This is a genomic window from Actinobacillus pleuropneumoniae, assembly GCF_003290385.1.
GTDB classification, from domain to species: Bacteria; Pseudomonadota; Gammaproteobacteria; order Enterobacterales; family Pasteurellaceae; genus Actinobacillus; species Actinobacillus lignieresii.
In genome coordinates this window covers 251,314-272,851 of record NZ_CP030753.1, presented here as the reverse complement: position 1 = coordinate 272,851, position 21,538 = coordinate 251,314, and the positions used below count along the sequence as shown (strand labels likewise).

Annotated in this window: 20 protein-coding genes, 1 tRNA gene and 1 pseudogene; 8 read left to right on the top strand and 14 right to left on the bottom strand. The window is 41.3% G+C overall.

Features of this window, described 5'->3' with window-relative positions; genetic code table 11:
- Positions 1 to 36: 36 nt before the first annotated feature.
- From DRF63_RS01275 to secM, 9 genes are all read right to left on the bottom strand, one after another.
- Positions 37 to 2,826 (bottom strand): lactoferrin/transferrin family TonB-dependent receptor, encoded by a 2,790-nt coding sequence (locus DRF63_RS01275; protein WP_005596103.1) that lies wholly within the window; start codon positions 2,824 to 2,826, stop codon positions 37 to 39.
- 14 nt (positions 2,827 to 2,840) lie between these two features.
- Positions 2,841 to 4,550, bottom strand: coding sequence for a transferrin-binding protein-like solute binding protein (locus DRF63_RS01270; RefSeq protein WP_005596101.1), 1,710 nt, complete (start codon positions 4,548 to 4,550; stop codon positions 2,841 to 2,843).
- Positions 4,551 to 4,763: 213 nt separating this feature from the next.
- The gene (locus tag DRF63_RS01265; RefSeq protein WP_005596100.1) at positions 4,764 to 5,945 is read right to left on the bottom strand and encodes an aspartate aminotransferase family protein; all 1,182 of its coding nucleotides are present in this window, start codon (positions 5,943 to 5,945) and stop codon (positions 4,764 to 4,766) included.
- Positions 5,946 to 5,958: 13 nt separating this feature from the next.
- Positions 5,959 to 6,813, bottom strand: coding sequence for an acetylglutamate kinase (gene argB, locus DRF63_RS01260; RefSeq protein ID WP_005596099.1), 855 nt, complete (start codon positions 6,811 to 6,813; stop codon positions 5,959 to 5,961).
- A 29-nt stretch (positions 6,814 to 6,842) separates the two neighbouring features.
- Positions 6,843 to 7,787, bottom strand: a complete 945-nt coding sequence (gene argC / locus DRF63_RS01255; protein ID WP_043991727.1) for an N-acetyl-gamma-glutamyl-phosphate reductase — start codon at positions 7,785 to 7,787, stop codon at positions 6,843 to 6,845.
- Positions 7,788 to 8,021: 234 nt separating this feature from the next.
- Complete coding sequence (gene mutT, locus DRF63_RS01250; RefSeq protein WP_005596097.1) at positions 8,022 to 8,420, bottom strand: 8-oxo-dGTP diphosphatase MutT; 399 nt, start codon at positions 8,418 to 8,420, stop codon at positions 8,022 to 8,024.
- Positions 8,417 to 9,604: a tetratricopeptide repeat protein gene (locus DRF63_RS01245; protein WP_005596095.1), complete on the bottom strand. Its 1,188-nt coding sequence runs from the start codon at positions 9,602 to 9,604 to the stop codon at positions 8,417 to 8,419. Before DRF63_RS01245 ends, mutT begins: the two co-directional genes overlap by 4 nt.
- Positions 9,605 to 9,733: 129 nt before the next feature.
- A complete protein-coding gene (gene secA, locus DRF63_RS01240) occupies positions 9,734 to 12,451 on the bottom strand; it encodes a preprotein translocase subunit SecA (RefSeq protein ID WP_005596094.1) in 2,718 nt (905 codons plus the stop codon).
- A 108-nt stretch (positions 12,452 to 12,559) separates the two neighbouring features.
- Positions 12,560 to 12,886, bottom strand: coding sequence for a secA translation cis-regulator SecM (gene secM, locus DRF63_RS01235; protein WP_005596093.1), 327 nt, complete (start codon positions 12,884 to 12,886; stop codon positions 12,560 to 12,562).
- A 102-nt stretch (positions 12,887 to 12,988) separates the two neighbouring features.
- Here secM and DRF63_RS01230 point away from each other — a divergent pair, with 102 nt between their 5' ends.
- Together DRF63_RS01230 and DRF63_RS01225 are read left to right on the top strand one after the other, a co-directional pair.
- A complete protein-coding gene (locus DRF63_RS01230) occupies positions 12,989 to 13,297 on the top strand; it encodes a DciA family protein (RefSeq protein ID WP_009875331.1) in 309 nt (102 codons plus the stop codon).
- Positions 13,298 to 13,316: 19 nt separating this feature from the next.
- Positions 13,317 to 13,691: a copper resistance protein NlpE gene (locus DRF63_RS01225; protein ID WP_005596091.1), complete on the top strand. Its 375-nt coding sequence runs from the start codon at positions 13,317 to 13,319 to the stop codon at positions 13,689 to 13,691.
- 191 nt (positions 13,692 to 13,882) lie between these two features.
- Here DRF63_RS01225 and DRF63_RS01220 read toward each other — a convergent pair.
- A tRNA-Ser gene (locus DRF63_RS01220) sits at positions 13,883 to 13,972 on the bottom strand.
- A gap of 111 nt (positions 13,973 to 14,083) precedes the next feature.
- Positions 14,084 to 14,395, bottom strand: coding sequence for a BolA family protein (locus tag DRF63_RS01215; RefSeq protein WP_005596090.1), 312 nt, complete (start codon positions 14,393 to 14,395; stop codon positions 14,084 to 14,086).
- A 128-nt stretch (positions 14,396 to 14,523) separates the two neighbouring features.
- On the opposite strand from DRF63_RS01215, the gene DRF63_RS01210 reads away from it, so the two are divergent.
- The 4 genes from DRF63_RS01210 to ruvX all read left to right on the top strand — a co-directional run bounded on the left by DRF63_RS01210 (position 14,524) and on the right by ruvX (position 17,047).
- Positions 14,524 to 15,114, top strand: a complete 591-nt coding sequence (locus tag DRF63_RS01210; RefSeq protein ID WP_005596088.1) for a YajG family lipoprotein — start codon at positions 14,524 to 14,526, stop codon at positions 15,112 to 15,114.
- Positions 15,115 to 15,289: 175 nt separating this feature from the next.
- The gene (gene rsmE / locus DRF63_RS01205; RefSeq protein ID WP_005596087.1) at positions 15,290 to 16,021 is read left to right on the top strand and encodes a 16S rRNA (uracil(1498)-N(3))-methyltransferase; all 732 of its coding nucleotides are present in this window, start codon (positions 15,290 to 15,292) and stop codon (positions 16,019 to 16,021) included.
- Positions 16,021 to 16,581, top strand: a complete 561-nt coding sequence (locus DRF63_RS01200) for a YqgE/AlgH family protein (RefSeq protein WP_005596086.1) — start codon at positions 16,021 to 16,023, stop codon at positions 16,579 to 16,581. The genes rsmE and DRF63_RS01200 overlap by 1 nt, the downstream gene beginning before the upstream one ends.
- Before the next feature lie 52 nt (positions 16,582 to 16,633).
- Entirely contained in the window at positions 16,634 to 17,047 is a 414-nt protein-coding gene (gene ruvX / locus DRF63_RS01195) for a Holliday junction resolvase RuvX (RefSeq protein WP_005596085.1), read from the top strand.
- 66 nt (positions 17,048 to 17,113) lie between these two features.
- Here ruvX and DRF63_RS01190 read toward each other — a convergent pair whose 3' ends face one another.
- Entirely contained in the window at positions 17,114 to 17,746 is a 633-nt protein-coding gene (locus tag DRF63_RS01190) for a histidine phosphatase family protein (RefSeq protein WP_005596084.1), read from the bottom strand.
- 49 nt (positions 17,747 to 17,795) lie between these two features.
- On the opposite strand from DRF63_RS01190, the gene DRF63_RS01185 reads away from it, so the two are divergent.
- On the top strand, positions 17,796 to 18,446 hold the full coding sequence (locus DRF63_RS01185; protein WP_005596082.1) for a TIGR01621 family pseudouridine synthase: 651 nt from the start codon (positions 17,796 to 17,798) through the stop codon (positions 18,444 to 18,446).
- Between the two features lie 43 nt (positions 18,447 to 18,489).
- Positions 18,490 to 19,785 (top strand): polyamine export protein PaeA, encoded by a 1,296-nt coding sequence (paeA, locus tag DRF63_RS01180; RefSeq protein WP_005596081.1) that lies wholly within the window; start codon positions 18,490 to 18,492, stop codon positions 19,783 to 19,785.
- Positions 19,786 to 19,832: 47 nt separating this feature from the next.
- Here paeA and DRF63_RS01175 read toward each other — a convergent pair.
- Positions 19,833 to 21,166, bottom strand: a pseudogene (locus tag DRF63_RS01175) (IS3 family transposase).
- A 78-nt stretch (positions 21,167 to 21,244) separates the two neighbouring features.
- Positions 21,245 to 21,538 (bottom strand): hypothetical protein, encoded by a 294-nt coding sequence (locus DRF63_RS01170; RefSeq protein ID WP_005596079.1) that lies wholly within the window; start codon positions 21,536 to 21,538, stop codon positions 21,245 to 21,247.

The following is a 21,538-nucleotide window of genomic DNA, read 5'->3' as shown; positions in this document are numbered from 1 at the left end:
ACTCTGTTGAGTGCCTTTATTATATCTATTCCTTCGCTAGAATTTAGCTTCTACACTTAGTACATAGTTTCTGCCCGGTGCGGCATAACTCGCATGGCCTCGATTATAAATCGGAATCACATTGGTTTCGGCAGTTTGGCGAACCGCTTCCCACATACTGTATTTACGATTGGTTAGGTTATAAATACCACCTCGTACGGTAAAATGTTTCGCAAAGGTGTAATAACCAATAACATCATAAATATACCAAGGTCGAGTACGTTGATTCGTCACACCTTTTACCACATCTCCGGTATAGTAAGTCGTCGTACCGATTAATTCACTGGCTTTTTTCGCTTTAGAGTAAGTTAGAATATAATTCACACCCCACTTACCGTTCGGCTCGTCATAACCTAAGCTGGCGACATAGCGTTCTGGCTGTATCGCATCCAATACCGGGCTACGTACAAACACGTAATTCGGCTTCGTATCGACGTTTTTCACTTTAATACGGTTATAAGCAAGATTTGAATATAAGCCGTCCGGTAAAGCCGACCAAATACCGTGCCAATTGAGTTTACCCAATAGGTTTACCCCATTAAGATTAATCGATTGGAGATTATAGAAACCCGCTATTCCGTCAATCCCTTTTTCTTTCGCACTGACAATCAAGTCTCGATAACGGTTATCAAAATAACTGACTTCCAATGCTCCTAAATTGCCGTTAAACGCCACTCCGACTTCTTGGTTAAGTGCTTTTTCCGAAGTTAATTTTTTCTTAAGTAAGTCTCTACGCCAATATTTGTTATCTGCGGCACCGGGAACTCGACGACCGAACATTTCAACAAATGACGGTACTCTAAAACCGCTGGAAGCTCGGTAAGATAAAGCGATATATTCTCTCGGTCGAATCGTCAGTCCGGTATTCCAAGAGAAATTCTTGTGTGTACCGGTATTGACCCAATCATCATCCGATTTAAAACGATGATAGTCATACCGTACACCCAAACCTAGATCCAGCTTATCGCCGAAGAAAATACGATCCGATAAGCCAATCGCATAATGCTGCCCTTTGGTAATATGTGCCGAACAATCGCTAAAATCTTTGCGTTTTCCATAATGCATATCAAACTTACAATAATTATTATGAGCGACTATTGCTTGTCTTTTACCGATAATTCTCGGGTATTTATAAGTACCGCTATTGTAATAACCGACATCTTTATCTCGATTTCCGACATCATAATACGGATGCTCCGATTCATCTTCCTTAGAATAAACTAAATAAACGCGTTCGAATTGATCTCGCTTATGGTTGGAACGCATACGATCATAACTCATGGATAAATTAAATAAGTGCTGGGTTTTCCCGATTGCTAAATCCTTTTCAAAAGAAAGCTGTACTTGTTTATGACGTTCCTTATAAATATTCCGTTCATAAGTAGCATTCGCATCTCGCTTATCCGGCGTTATCTTACAATTTTTATCGAAATATGGGTACCTACTACAACTTAGGCTGTGTAACTTGGTCAGTAATCGAATATCTTGTTGATCCAAATTGAGATTTAGACGATCAAAAATGCCTTTATCATTTTCAGACTTATACTGATAACCAAACCCTAAGCGGCGTTTCGTATGCCGTTCGTCAAAAAATCTCGCTCTGCTCCAATAAGCACTTCGCACTAAACTAGGATTAAGCGTATTTCCATAACCTATTGCTTGAGAAGGATCATCCGGATAGAAATTTCTACCGAATAGCGAATATTCCACTTCGGTTTTTTTACGATCCGGCTCTCCTTTATTATTCGGTAATAAATTTGAATATTTGGCTTGTGCCATATCCTGTATATCATAGCGTTGCTTAGTTTGTTCAAATACGGCGTTTACCGAATGTTGCGGTGAGAAATGGTAGGCTAATTTAAATAACCAAGACCCCGACTGATATTTCATAGGATTCGGTGCAATACGCCCGTCTCCTGTGTAATCTTTCGCATTAGTCGAATCTTTTATCACTTTCGCCCCTCGTAAAATCGGACGCGGAACACAGCCGGGATTACTTCCTTGCCCGGTCGGGCATTCGTCTTCAAAGACAAACCAGTTATCTCTTTGATTTTTATCCCAATTAAGTTCTCTTGGCACGAGACGGTAGAAGGACTGCCTTACCTTAGTCGCATCTTTATGAATTTCCGTTTCTTTGCCCTTTCGATGCGTATATTGCACCAATGCTTCAAATCCGCCGGAACGACCTGCAAAACTAAGCGATTCGCTAAATTGCTTATTTTTACTCGAATACGCAGTTTTACTGTCTAATCCCCAATTTTGTCCTTCTTTAATCACATCGTCGGGATTTTTAGTACGGAAGCCGACGGCACCGCCTAAGGCACCGCTACCGTATTCTTGTGAACTGGCTCCTTTACTAAATTCAATCGAACGAATATTTTCATATTCGATTTCATTAATTGCTCCGCTTTGTGCAAACAGAGAAAGACTTTTATAGGACTGAATTTGCGGTAGCCCGTCTACTAGTAATGCCACACGATTGCGATCTACCCCGCGAATCGAATAGCCGCTACTTGCGCCTCTTCCTTGCTCAACTACCGAAATACCGGGATCATAACGGGTCAGATCACGAATATTTTGTACCTGCTCTTTATCAAGATCTTTACTGATTTTAGTCACTTTACCCAAACCTGTTACTTCGTTTTGTCGGCGGTGTATCTCCGTTTTTGCTTTGACTGTAACGGTATCTAATTCCGTTTCATTTTGCTTCGCATAAGTTTGTGCGGATAAAATCAGGAAAGCGGATTGGATTGCGATATAACTTAAACTTAATTTAAATTGCTTCACTCTCTAGCTCTCCCCTATTTCTTCTCGACTTGACGTTTTGCACCGAATACACCGGCAGCCTTATCTTGACTTTGCTCAGTACTTAACAAACTACCACCGATCTCTGAAGCCGTCTTACCATAAAAACCACCTGATACTTTGCCATCAACATGGAATGTTTTTCCATTTGCGCTAAAACCGTCTTTAAGTGTTTTTACGACGCCGGAAAAACCGTTTTTATCTATTACGCCTTCTTGAAGCGACAATACGGTACCGCTAGTCGGTCCGCTACCAAAACCACCGTTTACTCTCTTATTATCAAAATCCACTTGTAAATATGCCGCACTGTTTTCCGGTGTTTGCCATTTCGTACCGTCTTGGCTACTGATTTGCCCTTGCCAGCTACCTTTATAAGCAAATACTCCCGATTTCGGAATGGCATCTACGGCGGTGCGTTCTCCGGTTAAATATAGTTTTGGCCCTTCGCCTGCCACGTCAAAAGTACCGAATTTAACATCTGCCAAGTTCTCACAACAAGCGGTTACTTTTACCGATTTATTTGCCAATTGATGATCAAAATTTTGTTTGAGTAACGGAATAATATGCCCGTCAATCACAAGTAAATTCGCCTGCCCGAACGAATCCATCTCACTTTGCTTAAAGTCTTTTAGGTCGATTTGTCGTGCATCGAACTTCGTTTCCGTTTCGGCTTTCTGACCTTTTTGCTTCGCAGCGAATACACCGAATAACGATTTATCATTAGATAAGAATTTCCCTGCCAATTCTTCCGCATTCGGTCCGTAGAATCCTCCTTCTAAAGAATTATTGGCATCTTTGCCGAAATAACGATCTTTCGGATCGGTTGCTTTTGCACTACCGCGGAAACGGTTGCCAAATAATTTGGCATTAATATCGTAGCGTTTGGTTTTTTCTTGAGTATTCTCTTTACGGATAGGATGATTTCGATATAGCTGACCGGTCAATTCCTTTTTACCGAAATTCACGACAAACTCACTTGAATGTCCGACTGCTCCGTATTTATCATTATTAATAGGTTCATCATAGGAAATCGCACCATAGCGATCTCCGATATAAGACTCTTCAAAGCCTTGCGCTCTTCGTTTATTTACCGCATCGGTAGTGAAATCCCATGTGCCTTCATATTTCACAATTTTATCGACCGGTAATGCTTTAGACGGATTTATTCCTTTATAAAACACATATCCGATTTTACCTGACCGATATACATTCTCTTGTTTCTCATTTTTCTTGGTCGAAAATCCGCCTAGCGCAAAAACAAAACCGGAACGAACATAGTCCATATTTCTTGTACGTTGCGGGGATTTATTATCATGAGAATAAACTAAGGAAAATTTCTCTCCTGACTTTTTAACAGCCGAGTGATCTTCAATTTCTTTTGCATGTGGAATTTCATCTAGACTACCGCCTAAACGCTTAATGTTATCCGGAGAAAGTTCCACTCGTTCTTCCGCCTTAGGACCGATAATACGTCTTGGTATCGCAATTTCTGAACCTAAAGTCGGTTGTAAAAATTCCGGTAACTGCTCGTAAGGTTTCGCTTCGGTAACGTCATCTCCAAACTCTATAAGTTTAGTCTTTTTAGGATCATACCTCGGTATTTGTTCTTGAGTGTTATCTAAGCCAAAACCACCTTTACCACCTGAACAGGCGGTCAGTAATGTTGCGGCTATTACTATCGCAATTTGTGATTTTTTCACATTCATTTAAGTTCTCCTTTTATAAATAAAAATAATTATCATTTAAATTAAAGCAAATATTTTTAATTATTTTGTAAGAAATTGTATAAATATCTCTTTATTTACAATAGCATAGATTAAACATAATAAAAAAATCCCCCTAAGTGATTCACTTAAGGGGATTCGTTCGTCTTAAATTTTTTAAACGTTATTTGCAAAAAATTGCTAAAATCTAACCGCTTACAGGCTTTCCAAAACCTCTCTTAACACTGCGACACCGTGATCGATTTGTCGTTCGGAAATCACTAACGGTGGTAATAAACGTAATTTGGTTTTAGCAGTAAGTGTTAATACACCTTTCTCTATTGCTTTCGCCACCACATCAGCGGCTTTTACCCCATCCTCAAATTCAATACCCAGCATTAAACCTAAGCCGGAAACCGATTTTACTTTTGGTAAGGTAAGCAATGCCGCACGTAATTTTTCGCCTTTAGCCGCTACATCCGCTAAGAATTTTTCATCTATTTTCGCTAATACCGCATTCGCCGCCGCACAACAGACCGGATTTGCTCCGAAGGTTGAGCCGTGATCGCTTTTACCGAGTGTATTTTGGCATTTGTCACCTAATACGAAAGCACCGATCGGTAAACCGCCGCCTAAGCCTTTGGCAAGCGTGATAATATCCGGCTGTAAACCGAAATGCTGATAAGCAAACAATTTTCCGGTGCGCCCGATACCGGTTTGTACCTCATCAATAATCAAAATGATATCTTTGGCTTGGCAAATCGCTTGTACGCCTTGTAAATATTCAGTATCTAATGCACAAACACCACCCTCACCCTGTACGATTTCTAAAATAATCGCACACACGTCATCTTGTTCAAGACGTGCATGTAAGGCATCTAAATCGTTCGCCGGCGTATGTTCAAAACCTTGTGTAAATGGGAAGAAATGTTGATGAAACACATCTTGTCCTGTTGCGGCAAGGGTTGAAATCGTACGTCCGTGGAATGAATTGACTAAACTGAGTACGGTCGCTCTGCCCTTACCGTATTTATCATGGCTATATTTACGTGCGGTTTTAATCGCTCCTTCATTCGCTTCCGCCCCCGAGTTGCAAAAAAACACACGTTTTAGACCGCTTGCTTCAACCAAACTTTTAGCCAGTACAGCAGACGGCTCGGTAAAAAATATATTTGAAGTATGCTGTAATTTGCCTGCTTGCGTAGTTACCGCCGCCAGCCAACCGTCATCCGCCCAGCCAAGGCTGTTTGTCCCGATACCGCTAGTAAAATCTAAATACTGATTGCCTTCAAAATCCCATACGTCACAACCTTTTCCGTGTGAAAGGGCGAGGTTAAATCTACCGTAAGTTTGTGCGATATAATCCGCATCTAATTGTTTGATGTCGTTGCTGTTCATATTGTCTTCCTAATTATTTTTTATAAAAAAGCGTACCGTTTTTACCGCCGAATAATGAGACTAAAATGGCATGCGGTACTCGTCCGTCAATGATATTCGCTTCAATGCCACCGGCGTTAATAAAATCGGTACAGCAGGCGATTTTCGGAATCATACCGCCGGCAATAATGCCTTGATCAATTAAGCCTTGCACCTCGCTGACCTCAACTTCAGGAATCAGCGTACTCTCATCAAAACGATCGCGTAATAAGCCGGCGATGTCCGTCATACTCACAAGTTTCGCCGCTCCTAGTGCCATGGCAATTTCACTCGCTACTGTATCCGCATTGATATTATAAGCTACGCCTTGATCATCTACGCCAACCGTAGAAATCACCGGAATTAAATTTGCACTTAACGCAAGTTCCAATAATTGAGTATTTACTTTCACAATCTCACCGACAAAGCCGTAATCTACTTCAGCTTGTAACTTTTCGCATTGCAACATATTCGCATCAATACCGCATAAGCCAACGCCTTTACCTTTTAATAGCGCCACCAAACTTTTATTCACTTTACCAGCGAGCATTTGTAATACCACATTAATCGTATCTTGATCGGTAACTCGTAAGCCATTGATAAATTGCGGTTCTTTGCCGAGTAACTTCACCCCCTGTGAAATTTCCGGCCCGCCGCCATGCACTAATACCACTTTCACGCCTAATTGGTTCAGCAATAAAATGTCTTGCATTACCAATTTTTTAAGATCTTCATTGATCATCGCATTGCCGCCGTACTTCACCACAATAATTTTTTCTTGATACGGAGCAAGATAAACGGTCGCTTGTTCTAACAGATTTGCAAAATTTTCAACTTCGTTTTGTAACATTCTAAACCCCAAATAATATCTCACGCTGACTACACGTCTAGTCCGGCTGTTTCTTCACGACCTAGCATAATATTCATACATTGTACCGCCGCACCGGATGCCCCTTTGCCTAAATTATCAAAACGTGCACACAATAACAGCTGCGTTTCGTTGCCGTAAACAAAGATTTCAAGGCTGTCTTTGCCGCTAAATGTATTCGCCGCCAACATTCCGTCTTCAGGTAGCGAGCAAGCGGGATGAACCGTAATCAATTTTGAGTTTTGGTAATATTCGCTGAATAAATTTGCAATTTTTTCGGCAGAATTGACCGCTTGTGAAAGAGCGGAAACAGGGAGCGGTACAGTCACCAACATTCCGCTGTAATAGTCGGCAACAACCGGAGTGAAAATAGGAGGATGATTTGAACCGGTAAGCGCTTGCATTTCCGGTAAATGTTTATGTTTGAGAGCCAATCCGTAGACACGAGGCGCACTAAATTTTTGTTCGCGATCCGGATTTTGATATTCGGCGATCATCGCTTTACCGCCGCCGGAATAGCCGGTGAGCGAATGGCAAGAAAGTGGATAATCGGCACTCAATGCACCTTTTTCAATAAGAGGACGAACTAAAGCAATATAACCTGTGGCGTGACAACCCGGTACGGCGACCCGATTCGCATTTTGAATTTTTTCAAACTGCCCGGAAAATTCTGCAAAGCCATAGGTCCAGTTCGGATTAACACGATGAGCGGTTGAAGTATCGCAAATTCTTGCATCCGCCGGTGCATGAGCCACTAATTCTTTAGAGGCTTCGTCCGGTAAACAGAGGAAAGTCAAATCCGCTTCCGCGACTTTTGCCACTCTAGCATTAAGATCTTTACGTAATTCTTCCGGCAAGCTTAATAATTCAATATCTTCCGCACTGGCTAGACGGCCAAAAATACGTAAACCGGTCGTACCGACTGCTCCGTCCACAAAAATTTTATATTTACTCATCATAAATCCTTATTGCTGTTAAAACGTTAGACATCTTACTCTTATTCAGACACAATATCAAACACAAAACAGAATAAAAATTCACATAAAGTGAATAATTAATCAAAAGTAAGTAAATGTAATATGGCTTGATCTTAAAAAGAATTTATACTTTTCCAAGTATTTCTTATTAATGATAATTTAAATTTTTTTATGACATAAAAAACGGCATTTCTAATAAAATGCCGTTCATTTTTAAACTTCGGATTTTAAACGCTGGATTAAACGGCTATTCGCCGGCGGAAATTCGCTCTCGTCCAAATCGGCTTGAGCCACCCAAAAGCCTTCTTGACCTTCACGCCCAAAGGGTTCGCCAACCCATTCTTCCACTAAATAAAAGAAAAACTCAATTACTTTGGTCGGATAATCAAATCGGAACGATTCATAGGGAAACGCACTTAATATGTGAATACCGATTTCTTCTTCCAGCTCGCGTTTTAACGCTTCTTCCGGCGTTTCTCCCGCATCGACTTTACCGCCGGGGAATTCTAACGCTTGTGCAAAATCTTGTCCTTCAAGCCTTTGCGTTAAATAAATCTGTCCAAATTCATTACGGATAATACCGGCTGCAACTTGGATTACGGGTTTATTCATGTATTTTCCTTGAGTATGTGTTGTAGTTGTTGTTGAATATTTTTTATCACGGATTGCCAATTCAGACTAGCGTCTTGGCGAAAAAGTTTCACGCTGTCATACCACGGGCTGTCTTGACGAGTTAAAAGCCAACGGAAATCAGGGTGATAACTTAACATGACCCAAGTCGGTTTGCTCATTGCCGCCGCTAAATGTGCAACGGAAGTATCAACGCTGATCACAAGATCCATTTGGGCAATTAATGCGGCGGTATCCGAAAAATCACCGATATCTTGCTGCCAAATATGCAAATTTTCGAATAAATCGGACCGCTTGTAATCCGTCTCGTTTAGCTCTTTTTGCAAACAATGGAAATCAGCGTCTAACGCAAATAACTGCGAAAACAACTCAAAAGGCAAGCTGCGAGAAGCATTCCGATTGTGCTTTGCCGACCCCGCCCAAACCACACCGATTTTCAAACGTTGTCGTTTACTGCAAGCGGTGATTTTTTCTTGCCATTTTGCTAAGAACTCCGGCTGAGCTTGCAAATAACCGTTTGAATAAGGAATATTTTCAAGCGTACAGCCAAACACCAAAGGCGCACTTAGCATCGGCAAATGGTACGCCAACCCCGAAACTCGTCCGCCGTTTCGCATGGTTTCAATACCGTGTTGCGCTAAATTATCGTTAAGCAAATTTTCGATACCGCTATGATTAAGCACCACCACATTTAAACCCTGACGTTTCATCTCCAAGGCGTAACGCACAAACTGAATATTGTCGCCGAATCCTTGTTCTACATGAAACAAGATTTTGGCATTACCGATATTTTCTCCCTGCCATTGCGGAATATTAATTTCCAACGGTTCAAAAGCCGGTAAACCCGTTTGCCAACGCCATTCGTAAGCTTGCCAACCCTGCGAATAATCGCCCAACAAGTTATGTAACATCGCTTTATTACACCACGCAATCGCATAATTTGGTGCAAGTTCGACCGCTTTATTTATATCTTTTAACGCTAATTGGTAGAGCCCCAAATTTTGCAATACCGTGCAACGATTGTGGTATAGCACCGCTTTGTCCGGCAATAAGCGGATAATTTCATCGTATTTTCTTAAAATCGTCAGCCATTCAAATGGCGTTGCTGCGCTGTCCTGCTCTTCTACTAATAAAGCGAGATATTGTTCAAACGTTATTTCAGACATAACAACTTCTCATTGCGACAACCTTCATAATAAAGAGAAACCGGCTCGAATTGATACCTCATAAAAGAAAAGCGGTCATTTTTTCAGGAAATTTTGCAAAAATTCAGAAAAAACGACCGCTTAGACTAATTACGCATATCTTGCTTTACTGCCGTGGCAATGTTTGTATTTTTTGCCGGAGCCGCAAGGGCAAGGATCATTGCGACCGATATCCAAATTTGCTAACTGCTCTTCGGTCAAAGACTCCGATTGTTGAGCTTCCGCCTGATGATCAGCCGTACGATAGTTTTCCGACTCCGCTTGCGCCATCGCTTCTTGCTGACGTTGCGCTTCTTCGATTTCTTCTTGACTGCGTACTTGAATACGGCTTAACACGCTAATTACGTTAGATTTCAACAAATCGAGCATATTAGTAAACATTTCAAATGATTCTTTCTTATACTCTTGTTTCGGATCTTTTTGTGCATAACCGCGTAAGTGAATCCCTTTACGTAAATAATCCATTGCCGAAAGATGTTCTTTCCAAAGCTCATCCAAGTTTTGTAACATCACGCCTTTTTCGAAGTTGCGCATCACTTCCGAGCCGACTTTCTCTTCTTTTGCGTGGTACTCTTGTGCCGCAATATCAATAATACGCTCACGTAACGTTTCTTCGTGTAAGTCATTTTCTTGCTCTAACCAATGCTGGATAGGCAGTTCCATACCGAATTGACGTTTTAACGCTTCTTCTAAACCGGCAACATCCCACATTTCTTCGATAGATTGCGGTGGAATAAATTGGTCGATAACACGATTGAACACATCGCCGCGAATGGTTTCAATCATGGCGGAAATATCTTCGGTTTCAAGCAAGTAATTACGCTGTTCGTAAATCGCTTTACGCTGTTCGTTCGCAACATCGTCGTATTGTAATAAGTTTTTACGACCGTCAAAGTTGTGCGCTTCCACTTTCGCTTGTGCAGATGCGATCACTTTAGTCAGTAATTTTGACTCCATCGCCTCACCTTCTTCAGAGAAGGCTTTACGCATCATATTCAATTTACCCTCATTCAGGTAAATACGCATTAACGCATCGTCTAAAGACAGGTAGAAACGTGATGAACCCGGATCGCCTTGACGACCGGAACGACCGCGCAACTGATTGTCAATACGGCGAGATTCGTGACGCTCGGTACCGATAATATGTAAACCGCCCGCCTTCATCACAATGTCATAACGTTCTTTCCATGCCGCTTTAATCGCTTCGATTTGCTCTTCGGTCGGATTTTCCAACTTCGCAATTTCCGCTTTCCAGTTACCGCCTAACACGATATCCGTACCACGCCCCGCCATATTGGTTGCTATGGTTACCGCACCCGGCGCGCCGGCTTCGGCTACGATTTCCGCTTCTTGTGCGTGGAATTTCGCATTTAATACGTTATGAGCGATACCGGCTTTGGTTAATTCCGCCGATAAAAGTTCTGATTTCTCAACCGATGCGGTACCGACCAATACCGGTTGTTGGCGAGCCATACATTCTTGAATATCTTTGATAATTGCGGCAAATTTTTCCGGTTCGCTCTTAAACATTAAGTCGGTACGGTCGTCACGAATTACCGGTTTATTGGTCGGAATCACAATCGTATCCAAACCGTAAATTTGTTGGAATTCAAACGCTTCCGTATCCGCCGTACCGGTCATACCGGCTAATTTTTCGTATAGACGGAAATAGTTTTGGTAAGTGATAGACGCAACCGTTTGGTTCTCACCTTGAATATTAACTTTTTCTTTCGCTTCAATCGCTTGGTGTAAGCCGTCAGACCAACGGCGACCCGCCATAGTACGACCGGTATGTTCGTCGATGATCACCACTTCACCGTCTTTTACAATGTAGTCCACGTTTAATTCAAATAATTTATGCGCACGTAACGCCGCATAAACGTGGTGTAATAAAGCGATACGGGCCGGATGATAAAGCGTTTCGCCCTCTTGCATTAAGCCCATTTCGGTCAAAATACCTTCCACTTTCACCATACCGCGTTCGGTTAAATGCGCTTGTTTATTTTTTAGATCTAAAGTGAAATCGCCTTCACCGGTATATTCTTCGGTGTCTTCTTTATCTTGCTGAACCAAGTGCGGAATAATCGTATCGATCGCTTGATAGATTTGCGTCGCATCTTCCGCCGGACCGGAAATAATTAACGGCGTACGCGCTTCATCAATTAAGATCGAGTCCACCTCGTCCACCAACGCATAGTGTAATTCGCGTTGGAAACGGTCTTCTTTGGCGTGCGCAAGGTTATCGCGTAAGTAATCGAAACCCAACTCACTATTGGTTGAATAAGTAATATCCGCTTTATAGGCTTCACGTTTTACTTCATTCGGAAGCCCCGGCACGTTTACCGCTACGCTTAAACCTAAAAACTCAAATAACGGGCGGTTGGTTTCCGCATCACGGCGTGCGAGATAATCGTTCACCGTTACAACGTGAACGCCTTTACCTGTCAGTGCATTTAAGTAGCAAGGCAATGTTGCGGTTAAAGTTTTACCTTCACCAGTACGCATCTCGGCGATATTACGGTTAGTTAATACCATACCGCCGATTAATTGCACGTCAAAATGGCGCATTCCCATTACACGGCGGCTTGCCTCACGCACGGTTGCAAACGCTTCGTGCAATAAACTGTCAAGGCTGGCACCGTCAGCTAAGCGCTGCTTAAACTCCGCCGTTTTCGATTGTAATTCTTCATCGGTTAATTTTTCAAATGCCGGTTCAAGTTTATTAATTTGCGCCACGCGCTTTCTTAAACGTTTTAAAGTACGATCGTTGCTTGAACCGAAAATCGAAGTGATAATTTTTGAAATCATTATTTTTGTCCTAATCTGATTATTTTTAATGTGAGAAATACGGAATACGCACAACGATACGAAGAAACGCTTCTCTCTTTGTGTTCCGTAGCGAATAAAATCGAATGATTAGGCAATAGGTCCGGCTCGGATAGGATGATTGTCATCGCCATCAAAGCGGTAGGATTTGGTAAGAATTTTGCAAAAAACAACCGCTTGCGATGTCGTATTCATCTGCGCCAAATGGCGCTCTGCAATAAAAAGCGTTTGTTGTTCGCCGTCTTCCGTTACTTGAGTATATTGTGTGACTAATTGATTAATAACGGTATTTTGTTCATTTTCACGATTCAGCGTCGCTTGAATTTCGGGTAACGCAAAAATCGCAACAAGTCCGAATACAAGTTGCGACCAAAAAGGGGTTTTATGAAAATGTCGAAATAAAGTCATTAAAAACATCAATGAATCAATTAAATTATATTAATTATACGCTAAATTCCAGTAGAATGGAGGCATTATGGGGTCAATTTAAGTAAAATCAAGACAGTAGCTTGAAGAAAGATGAAAAATTCAACAATACGAAATATCACAGAGGTTTTACAGAACTCAAGTTTATCTCGCATTGTCCAACGGGCTAACGAGCTGAACTTATTGAATCAAAAAATTCAAAAATTATTACCAAGACAGTATCACGGTCTTTACCGTATTGTAAATTTAGTTGATAATTGTCTTATCTTTGAGGTGCAAAATGCAACGATACGTCAAGGATTACTGTTGCAAAGAACCTTATTACTCGAACTCATTCAAACGGATTTTCCGAACGTGACCGAGCTTCAATTCAGAGTGAGTCCGAGTTTTAAACATTTTTAATTTGTAGAAGGAAAACGGTATGAAAAAAATTGCTTTCATTGCATTGAGTATGACATTAGGCGCATGCTCATTATTACCTCAAAAATCCGTCGTAGGCACGTTCCAAGGCAATTTACCTTGTGCCGATTGCGAGCGAATCAAAGCCGAATTAATTTTAGGTAATAATAACAGCTATCAATATAACACCGTTTATGTCAAAAACGGCAAAGAATATCCGTTTACCGATAAAGGCACTTATACGTGGGAACAAAATAAACGAGGCGTGATTCGTTTAGAAAGAGATTCGGGTTCGCTTGCATTTAAAGTTAATGATATGCAAGCCGAAATTTGTGATGCCAACGGCAACTCGGCAAAAATCGCCAATAGTCCGTACGTATTACACAAAGTGAAATAAGAAACAACCGATAAAACCAAGCCCGTAGCATTCGATGTTACGGGCTTTTTCATATCGAACGCCAATACGCCGGATAAAAAAATCCCCGGAAAAACCGGGGATGAAAATAATAATTAAAAAAGTAATTAATTACTTTAACTTAACCAAGGAAATATCTATGAAAACAGTAAGGAATCTTTCTCAATTAATAATGGCGGTGAGAGGGGGATTCGAACCCCCGATACACTTTCGCATATACACGCTTTCCAGGCGTGCTCCTTCAACCACTCGGACATCTCACCGAATTACTAAAAAATATACATTAAAATATATTTGAAAGATAGTGGAACTATACCGATTTTTACCGGACTAAGCAAGCATTTTATTTATAAAATAAATTAATTATCAGCAATTTATAAACCGACACCCGCACAATTCGGCGATTTCGGCACCATACCGTTATTCTCCGCCCATTCCGTCGGCGTATAAGTATGTAATGCCAGCGCATGAACGCCGTTTTCCAACTCATCCGCAAGACAAGTATAAATCGCTCGGTGACAAGCCACCGTTCTTATTCCCTCGAAAGTTTCGCTGACTAACGTCACTTTAAAATGCGATTCCGCCCCTCTGCCCGAACTGTGCATATAACTTTCGTTTTCAATATTGAGAAAAACGGGAGAAAACTGCGCCGTTAATTTATCTCGAATGGCCTGTTCTATCAACATTTTTATTCCTTATGAATTGCCAATTAACAGTTGATAAGTAATAATTGCGTAACAATGTTGTCGCGCTATTGTCTTATTAAGTGCATTATCCATTATCAATAACGAATTATCAATTAAAAGGATCTCTTATGAAATTATCAAAAAAAGTTTTACTTATCGCAACTACGTTAGCAACAGCCGTATTAACGGGCTGCCAATCGCAATCAAACGTCTTAAACTTTACTACGCCGAGTCCGACCGCAACGTTTAACACGAATAACCAAACGGCGGCGGTGAGTGTTTTAACACAAGACCTACGAACTTCTCGTGAGGTGGCAAGTTATACGAAAAACGGTCAAATAACTTATTTAACCTCAAGCCCGGAAGTCGGTTTAATGTTCCAACAAGCGGTGCAACAAGATTTAAACGCCAAAGGTTTCCAATTGGTACAAGGCGCAGCGAATGCCAATGTAATTGTGAGCGTTCGCAAATTCTTTGCAACGGTTGAACAAGGCAACTTATTATATAAAGTCAATGCGGCGGTAGGCGTTGAAGTTGCGGTGAAAGGCTCGAAAGGCAACTTCAGCAAAAACTTTAATGCAACCCGAGGCTATGAAGGCGCAGCCGTCACTACGGATAACGACGATATTAAAAAAGTGTTAGGTCAAGCGTACGATGATGTCGTTAAAGCGATCTACAACGACAATGAAATCTCAAATGCAATTCACCAGTTTAAATAAGCGATAATACAAGCGGTCTGATTTCGGTAATATTTTGCAAAAAATCTTGTAAATCCGACCGCTTGTTTAATATGAGAGATAATTCTCTTCTCAATTTAAATTGTTATCCAGCGTTTATTTCACAAGTCATTTTCATAATAATAGTCACTAATGATTGTTGATTAAAGAACATCTTATGCGTATTCCAAGAATCTATCATCCCGAATTATTAGCAAACCGAACCGATTGTATTTTAAGTGAAGATGCGACCAATCACGTCGGTCGAGTATTACGAATGACGGAAGGTGAGCAAATTATTTTATTTGACGGCTCAAACCATATTTTCCACGCCACATTACAAGCGGTCGGGAAAAAGCAAATTATTGCAAAAATTGATGGTAGCGAATTGGATAATCGTGAATCCAATTTACCGATTCACTTAGGGCAGGTGATTTCTCGCGGCGATCGGATGGAATTTACCATTCAAAAATCGGTTGAGCTAGGCGTAAAAACCATTACTCCGCTTTGGTCTGAACGTTGCGGGGTGAAACTGAACGATGAACGCCAAGACAAAAAACTACAGCAATGGCAAAAAATTGCGATTGCCGCTTGCGAACAATGCGGACGTAATGAGATTCCTGAAATTCGCCCGATTATGAAACTGACCGACTGGTGTAAAGAACAAGACGATATGCTGAAATTAAATCTGCATCCTCGAGCGAAATATACTATTCGCCAGTTACCGAATGTGCCTGAAGCCGGTGTGCGTTTATTAATCGGTTCGGAAGGCGGCTTATCCGCTGAAGAAATCGAGATGACCGAAACCCAAGGCTTTACCGAAGTTTTACTCGGCAAACGAGTCTTGCGTACGGAAACCGCCTCACTCGCAGCAATTACAGCCCTACAGGTTTGTTTTGGAGATATTTAATGTTAGAAAATTTACAAGGCAAATTTTTGATTGCAACGCCGGAAATTGATGACGATTACTTTGATCGCACGGTAATTTATATTTGCGAACATAACAGTAATGGTGCGATGGGATTAGTGATTAACACGCCGACCGATTTATCCGTGTTGGAATTGATTACCCGTATGGATTTCCAAATGGCGAATCAACGTAATTATCATAAAGATCAAATGGTCTTAAGCGGCGGGCCTGTCAGCCAAGATCGCGGTTTTATTATTCACACCAAAACCGAACAGGAATTTTTACACAGCTATCGTGTTACCGATAATATTTTACTGACCACTTCCGGCGATGTGCTGGATAGCCTCGGCAAACCGGAAGCGCCGGAAAAATTTATTGTCTGCTTAGGTTGTGCTACGTGGAAACCGGAACAACTCGAACAAGAAATCGCACGTAATTACTGGCTGATTTCCGAAGCGAACGACAAAACCTTATTCGAAACCGGTTATTTAGAACGTTGGGTAGAAGCGAATGAAATGCTCGGTATTTCAGGTGTATTAGCCCGCGCCGGCAGAGCCTAATGACGGCTTAAGCAGCCGGTCAAAAACAAACCATTTTTTGCAAAAGGATAATATGGCAAGAACAATTCTCGCATTTGATTTCGGTACTTACAGCATCGGTTGTGCGGTCGGACAAGATATTACCGGCACTGCACAGGGACTTCCTTCTTTTAAAGCGCAAGACGGGATTCCGAACTGGGATCAAATTGAAAAAGTGATCAAAGAATGGCAGCCGGAACGCTTAGTGGTCGGCTTACCGCTCAATATGGACGGCAGCGAACAGCCACTTACTCAACGAGCGAAAAAATTTGCGAATCGCTTAAACGGACGCTTTAATTTGCCGGTTGAGTTACAAGACGAACGCCTTACAACAGTGTCAGCAAAAGCGGAAATTTTTGAACGAGGCGGTTACAAAGCCTTAAAAAAAGATAAAGTGGATTCGATTTCCGCCTGTTTAATTTTAGAAAGCTGGTTTGAAGCCCAATAAAAAAGAATAAGACCGCTAATTTGAACAACGCAAATAAGCGGTCTTATTTTTGGATTTTTTGCAAATCTAAGCCAAATGTTCCGTGCGGTTAAACTCAACTAATTCAGCCTTACCCTTCTCTACAACCGCTCGGTTTATCGCGGTGTTAATCACAAAACTGTGTTTAGTTTCGTCACGACATTCCGACCAATGCAAGCCTCGTAATACCGCTGTGAGAACAGTTAATGTCATACCATGTGCAACAATTAATATGTTTTCATTATCTTGATGTAACTGTGCAATTTGATTAAACACTTTAATCACACGGCTATAAAGATCTTCATAAGTTTCACCGCCATTCGTTTCCGCACGATATTCCGCCGGTGTTTTTTTCATCGTCCAATATTCATCATTTGAATATAAATCTACCGATTTCGTACCTTCCCAAAGCCCAAAATCGAACTCGTTCAAACCGAAGTGGTGAAAGTGCGGAATGTTCTTATCATTATTTTCCGCCAAAATATAATTTGCGGTATCTTGCGCTCGTTTTTGCATACTGGAATAAGCGGCGGCAAATTTAACCGCTTTTAACGCTCTCCCCACTTTTTTTGCCCCTTCAATACCTTCTTCAACCAAAGGTGAATCGCCGGAGCCTTGCAAACGCCCTTCCAAATTCCAGACGGTTTTCCCGTGGCGGACTAAATAAATGTTGAGTGCCATATTCAATTCCCTGTTAAAATAGACAAAATTTATCGGAGTATAGCAAAAAATGACTGAAAAATTGACTATTTGCTTCCAACATCACGACTTTGTTGTGATTGATAAACCGGTCGGCGTGAGTGTACACAAAGACGAGGAAGCGATCGGATTAACCGAAAACCTCGCCGAACAATTACAAGCGGAACAAGTATGGCTGGTACATCGCTTAGATAAAGTCACATCCGGCTTATTGATTTTCGCCTTGAACAAACAAGCTGCCGTACACTTTTACCACCTATTTGAACAGCATAAGATCGAGAAAACCTATTGGGCGTTGAGCGATCAAAAACCGAAAAAGAAACAAGGTAAAATTAGCGGTGATATGCAAAAAAGTCGTAACGGTGCGTGGAAACTATTCCATAGCAAACAAAATCCGGCTGTGACCCAATTTGTTTCGCATTCGCTTGAACCGAACTTACGCCATTTTATTTTGCAACCGAAAACCGGCAAAACACATCAATTAAGAGTGGCAATGAAAAGCTTAGGTAGCCCGATTTTAGGCGATCAACGCTATGCCGGCACGGCAGCGGATCGGGTTTACTTACACGCTTATCAGCTAAAATTTGACTATCAAGGCGAATCTTTTTGTATCCAAAGCCAGCCGACAAGCGGTCGATTTTGGGCAAAACTTGGCAATGCCGAGCATCTAAAAAACATTTAATGTTATAATTTTATACATTCAAACTTATCAACCAGAGGATTTTATGAGCTTATTTGAAGCAAGCTTAATTATCTTATTATTAATTGTTACCAGTGCGGTAATTTCTTCGGCAGAAATCTCACTTGCCGGCGCAAGGAAATTGAAACTGCAATCAATGATCAACGAAGGCGACCTCCGTGCCGAAAAAGTCTTAAAACTTCAAGAGCAGCCTGGACGTTTTATTACCGTGGTGCAAATCGGCTTAAATATGGTGGCAATTCTCGGCGGTGTGGTCGGAGAAAGTGCAATTAATCCTTACTTTAGTGAATTACTTTCCAAATATACGCAAGCGGAATGGGTTAATAGTGCCGCCTCTTGGATTGCCTTTATCATCGTTACCTCTGCATTCGTGCTCTTTGCAGACTTAATGCCGAAGCGTATTGCGATGACATACCCAGAAAAAGTAGCAGTGCGCACCATCGGCGTTATGATGTTTTGTATCGCCTTATTTAAACCGCTCGTACTATTTTTCGATTGGATCGCCAATACGTTATTTAAGTTTTTCCACGTTTCTACCGTACGCCAAGACAATATGACCTCCGAAGATATTGTTGCGGTGGTTGATGCGGGAGCAAAAGCCGGCATTTTAAAAGCGCAAGAACATTACTTAATTGAAAATGTGTTTGAAATGCAAGAACGTCGTGTGACCTCAACCATGACCACGCGTGAGCATATCGTTTTTTTAAACCGCACAGACAACCGTGAAAAAGTATTGGAAACATTAGGCGAAGATCCCTATTCCAAAGTGCTGATTTGTGATGACGGACTAGATAAAATCTTAGGTTATATCGAAACCCACGATCTCCTGACACAGTACCTAAAAAACGATAACGTGTCGCTAACGGATGCGAAATTACTGAAAAAGTCGCTTTTTATTCCGGATACGCTCTCGCTGTACGAAGTTTTGGAGCTGTTTAAATCCGCCGGCGAAGATTTTGCGGTTATTGTAAACGAATACGCATTAGTAGTGGGGATTCTAACCCTCAATGACGTAATGAGTATCGTGATGGGCGAATTGGTTTCCACCGAAGAGGAACAAATTGTCCGCCGAGATGAAGATTCGTGGCTGATTGACGGTGCGACTCCGCTTGAAGACGTGATGAAAGCGTTAGAAATCGAAAGTTTCCCGAATGCGGAAAACTATGAAACCATCGGCGGTTTTATGATGTATATGTTACGCAAAATCCCCAAAAAAACCGATTTTGTTCTCTATGATCAGTATAAATTTGAAATTATTGATACCGAGAATTTTAAAATCGACCAATTAATGGTTTCTTTCCGCAAAGATATTTCGAATTAGCATAGAAAAAGCTCCGACTTTGATCTGACCCCAAAAAGTTAGACTGTTTAATTTAAGGACTGAGTTCTGTATTGTACAGGGCTGAGTCCTTTTAATTTCACTTGAATACGCTCATTGTTGTAATAATGAATGTACTCGTGAATCACTTTCTCAAGTTGTTCGAAAGTTTCAAATCGCTTACCAAAGTAACATTCCGTTTTCAATCGCCCAAAAAACTTTCCATTGCCCCATTATCCAAGCAATTCGCTTTTCTCGACATACTTTGTTTAATATGATGTTTTCTCAGCATTTCTTGATAGCCTGCCATCCGGTATTGCCAGCCTTGGTCGGAATGTAAAATCGGTTTAGCGTCCTTAGGCAGTTTTGCGACCGCTTGCTTTAGCATCCGCATCACTTGCTCAAAGTTAGGGCTTCTTGCTAAATCATAAGCAAGAATTTCACTATTAAACAAATCCTTAATAGGCGATAAATAGAGCTTGCCTTCCGCACATTTAAACTCGGTGATATCCGTGACGAGCTTTTCATTTGGCGCCGTTGCGTGAAAATCCCGTTGCAATACATTCTCGGCAATTTTACCCACTTCACCTTGATAAGAACGATATTTCCTCTGCTTACATTTCCCTTTTAAATCAAGCTGTTGCATTATCCTTTGAACACGCTTATGGTTAATCGCACCAAAAAAAATCGCTTAATTTTAATGTAATACGACGATAGCCGTAATTGCCATCATTATCTTGATAAATCTCAATCACTTTCTGCCTAATCACTGCATTTTTATCGATTTTAGGCGGTAAGTGATAAAAGAACGTACTACGTTTTAAACCAGTCAAAGGGAGGAGGATTTCTAAGGGAAAATCCACTCGCAACGTTTTTACGATGGCTGCTTTTGCCGCATTTTTTGTTGGTTGAACTCCCGCAACTTTTTTAGGTAAGCGACCTCCGCTTCCAGCTCTAAAATACGATAACGTAAGCGTTCTTCCTCGGTTTTAGGTGGGGGAGGCATTTTGGGGTATTTCGGTTTCATTGTCGGACGACCTTTGGGCTTGGGTAATAAGCCGTTTATACCTTGTTCTTCAAAGATGTGCAACCATTGGCTAATCGAACCTGAATTAGCAATGCCAAAATGAAGGGAGGCGCTTTCCGCAGAAAATTGCCCCTTTTTGACCGCTTGTATGACGGTTAATTTGAATTCGGGGGAATATTTTTGCTTCTTACCTATCACCGCTAGCCCATTGATTCCGTTATGATTAAATTGAGCAATCCATCGAGTTAAGGTTTTCTTGGATAATTGAAAATGTCGTTGAGTGAATAAACGGTTTTTGTCATTTTGAAGATAAAACTCGATGACTTGTTGTTTGAATAGCGAGTTATATTTAGTCATAAAAAATCTGCACCTTAATCCGTTGGAGGTTTAGTCCAACTTTTGGGGGGCAGATCACTTAATCGGAGCTTTGTGCTTTTACCAATGGTGTCTATGATAACCGTAACCGACACCAATGCTTGGATAAATTACCGGTTCTCTTACCACCTGTCTGACGACTTTCGGACGCTTATCGCTTTGATTAAGCGGTTCGTCCGGCTCAATTTGTTGCGCCACGCGTTGTTTTTGTTTTTCCGAAACGGTATTACCGCTCGTCACTCGTTGTTGATATTCGGCTACCGCCTGCATATCCATCGGAACCGTACTTTGTTGCTCGGGTGCGGAACAAGCTACCGTCACTAAAGATAACGCAAGTAACATTAATTTTTTCAT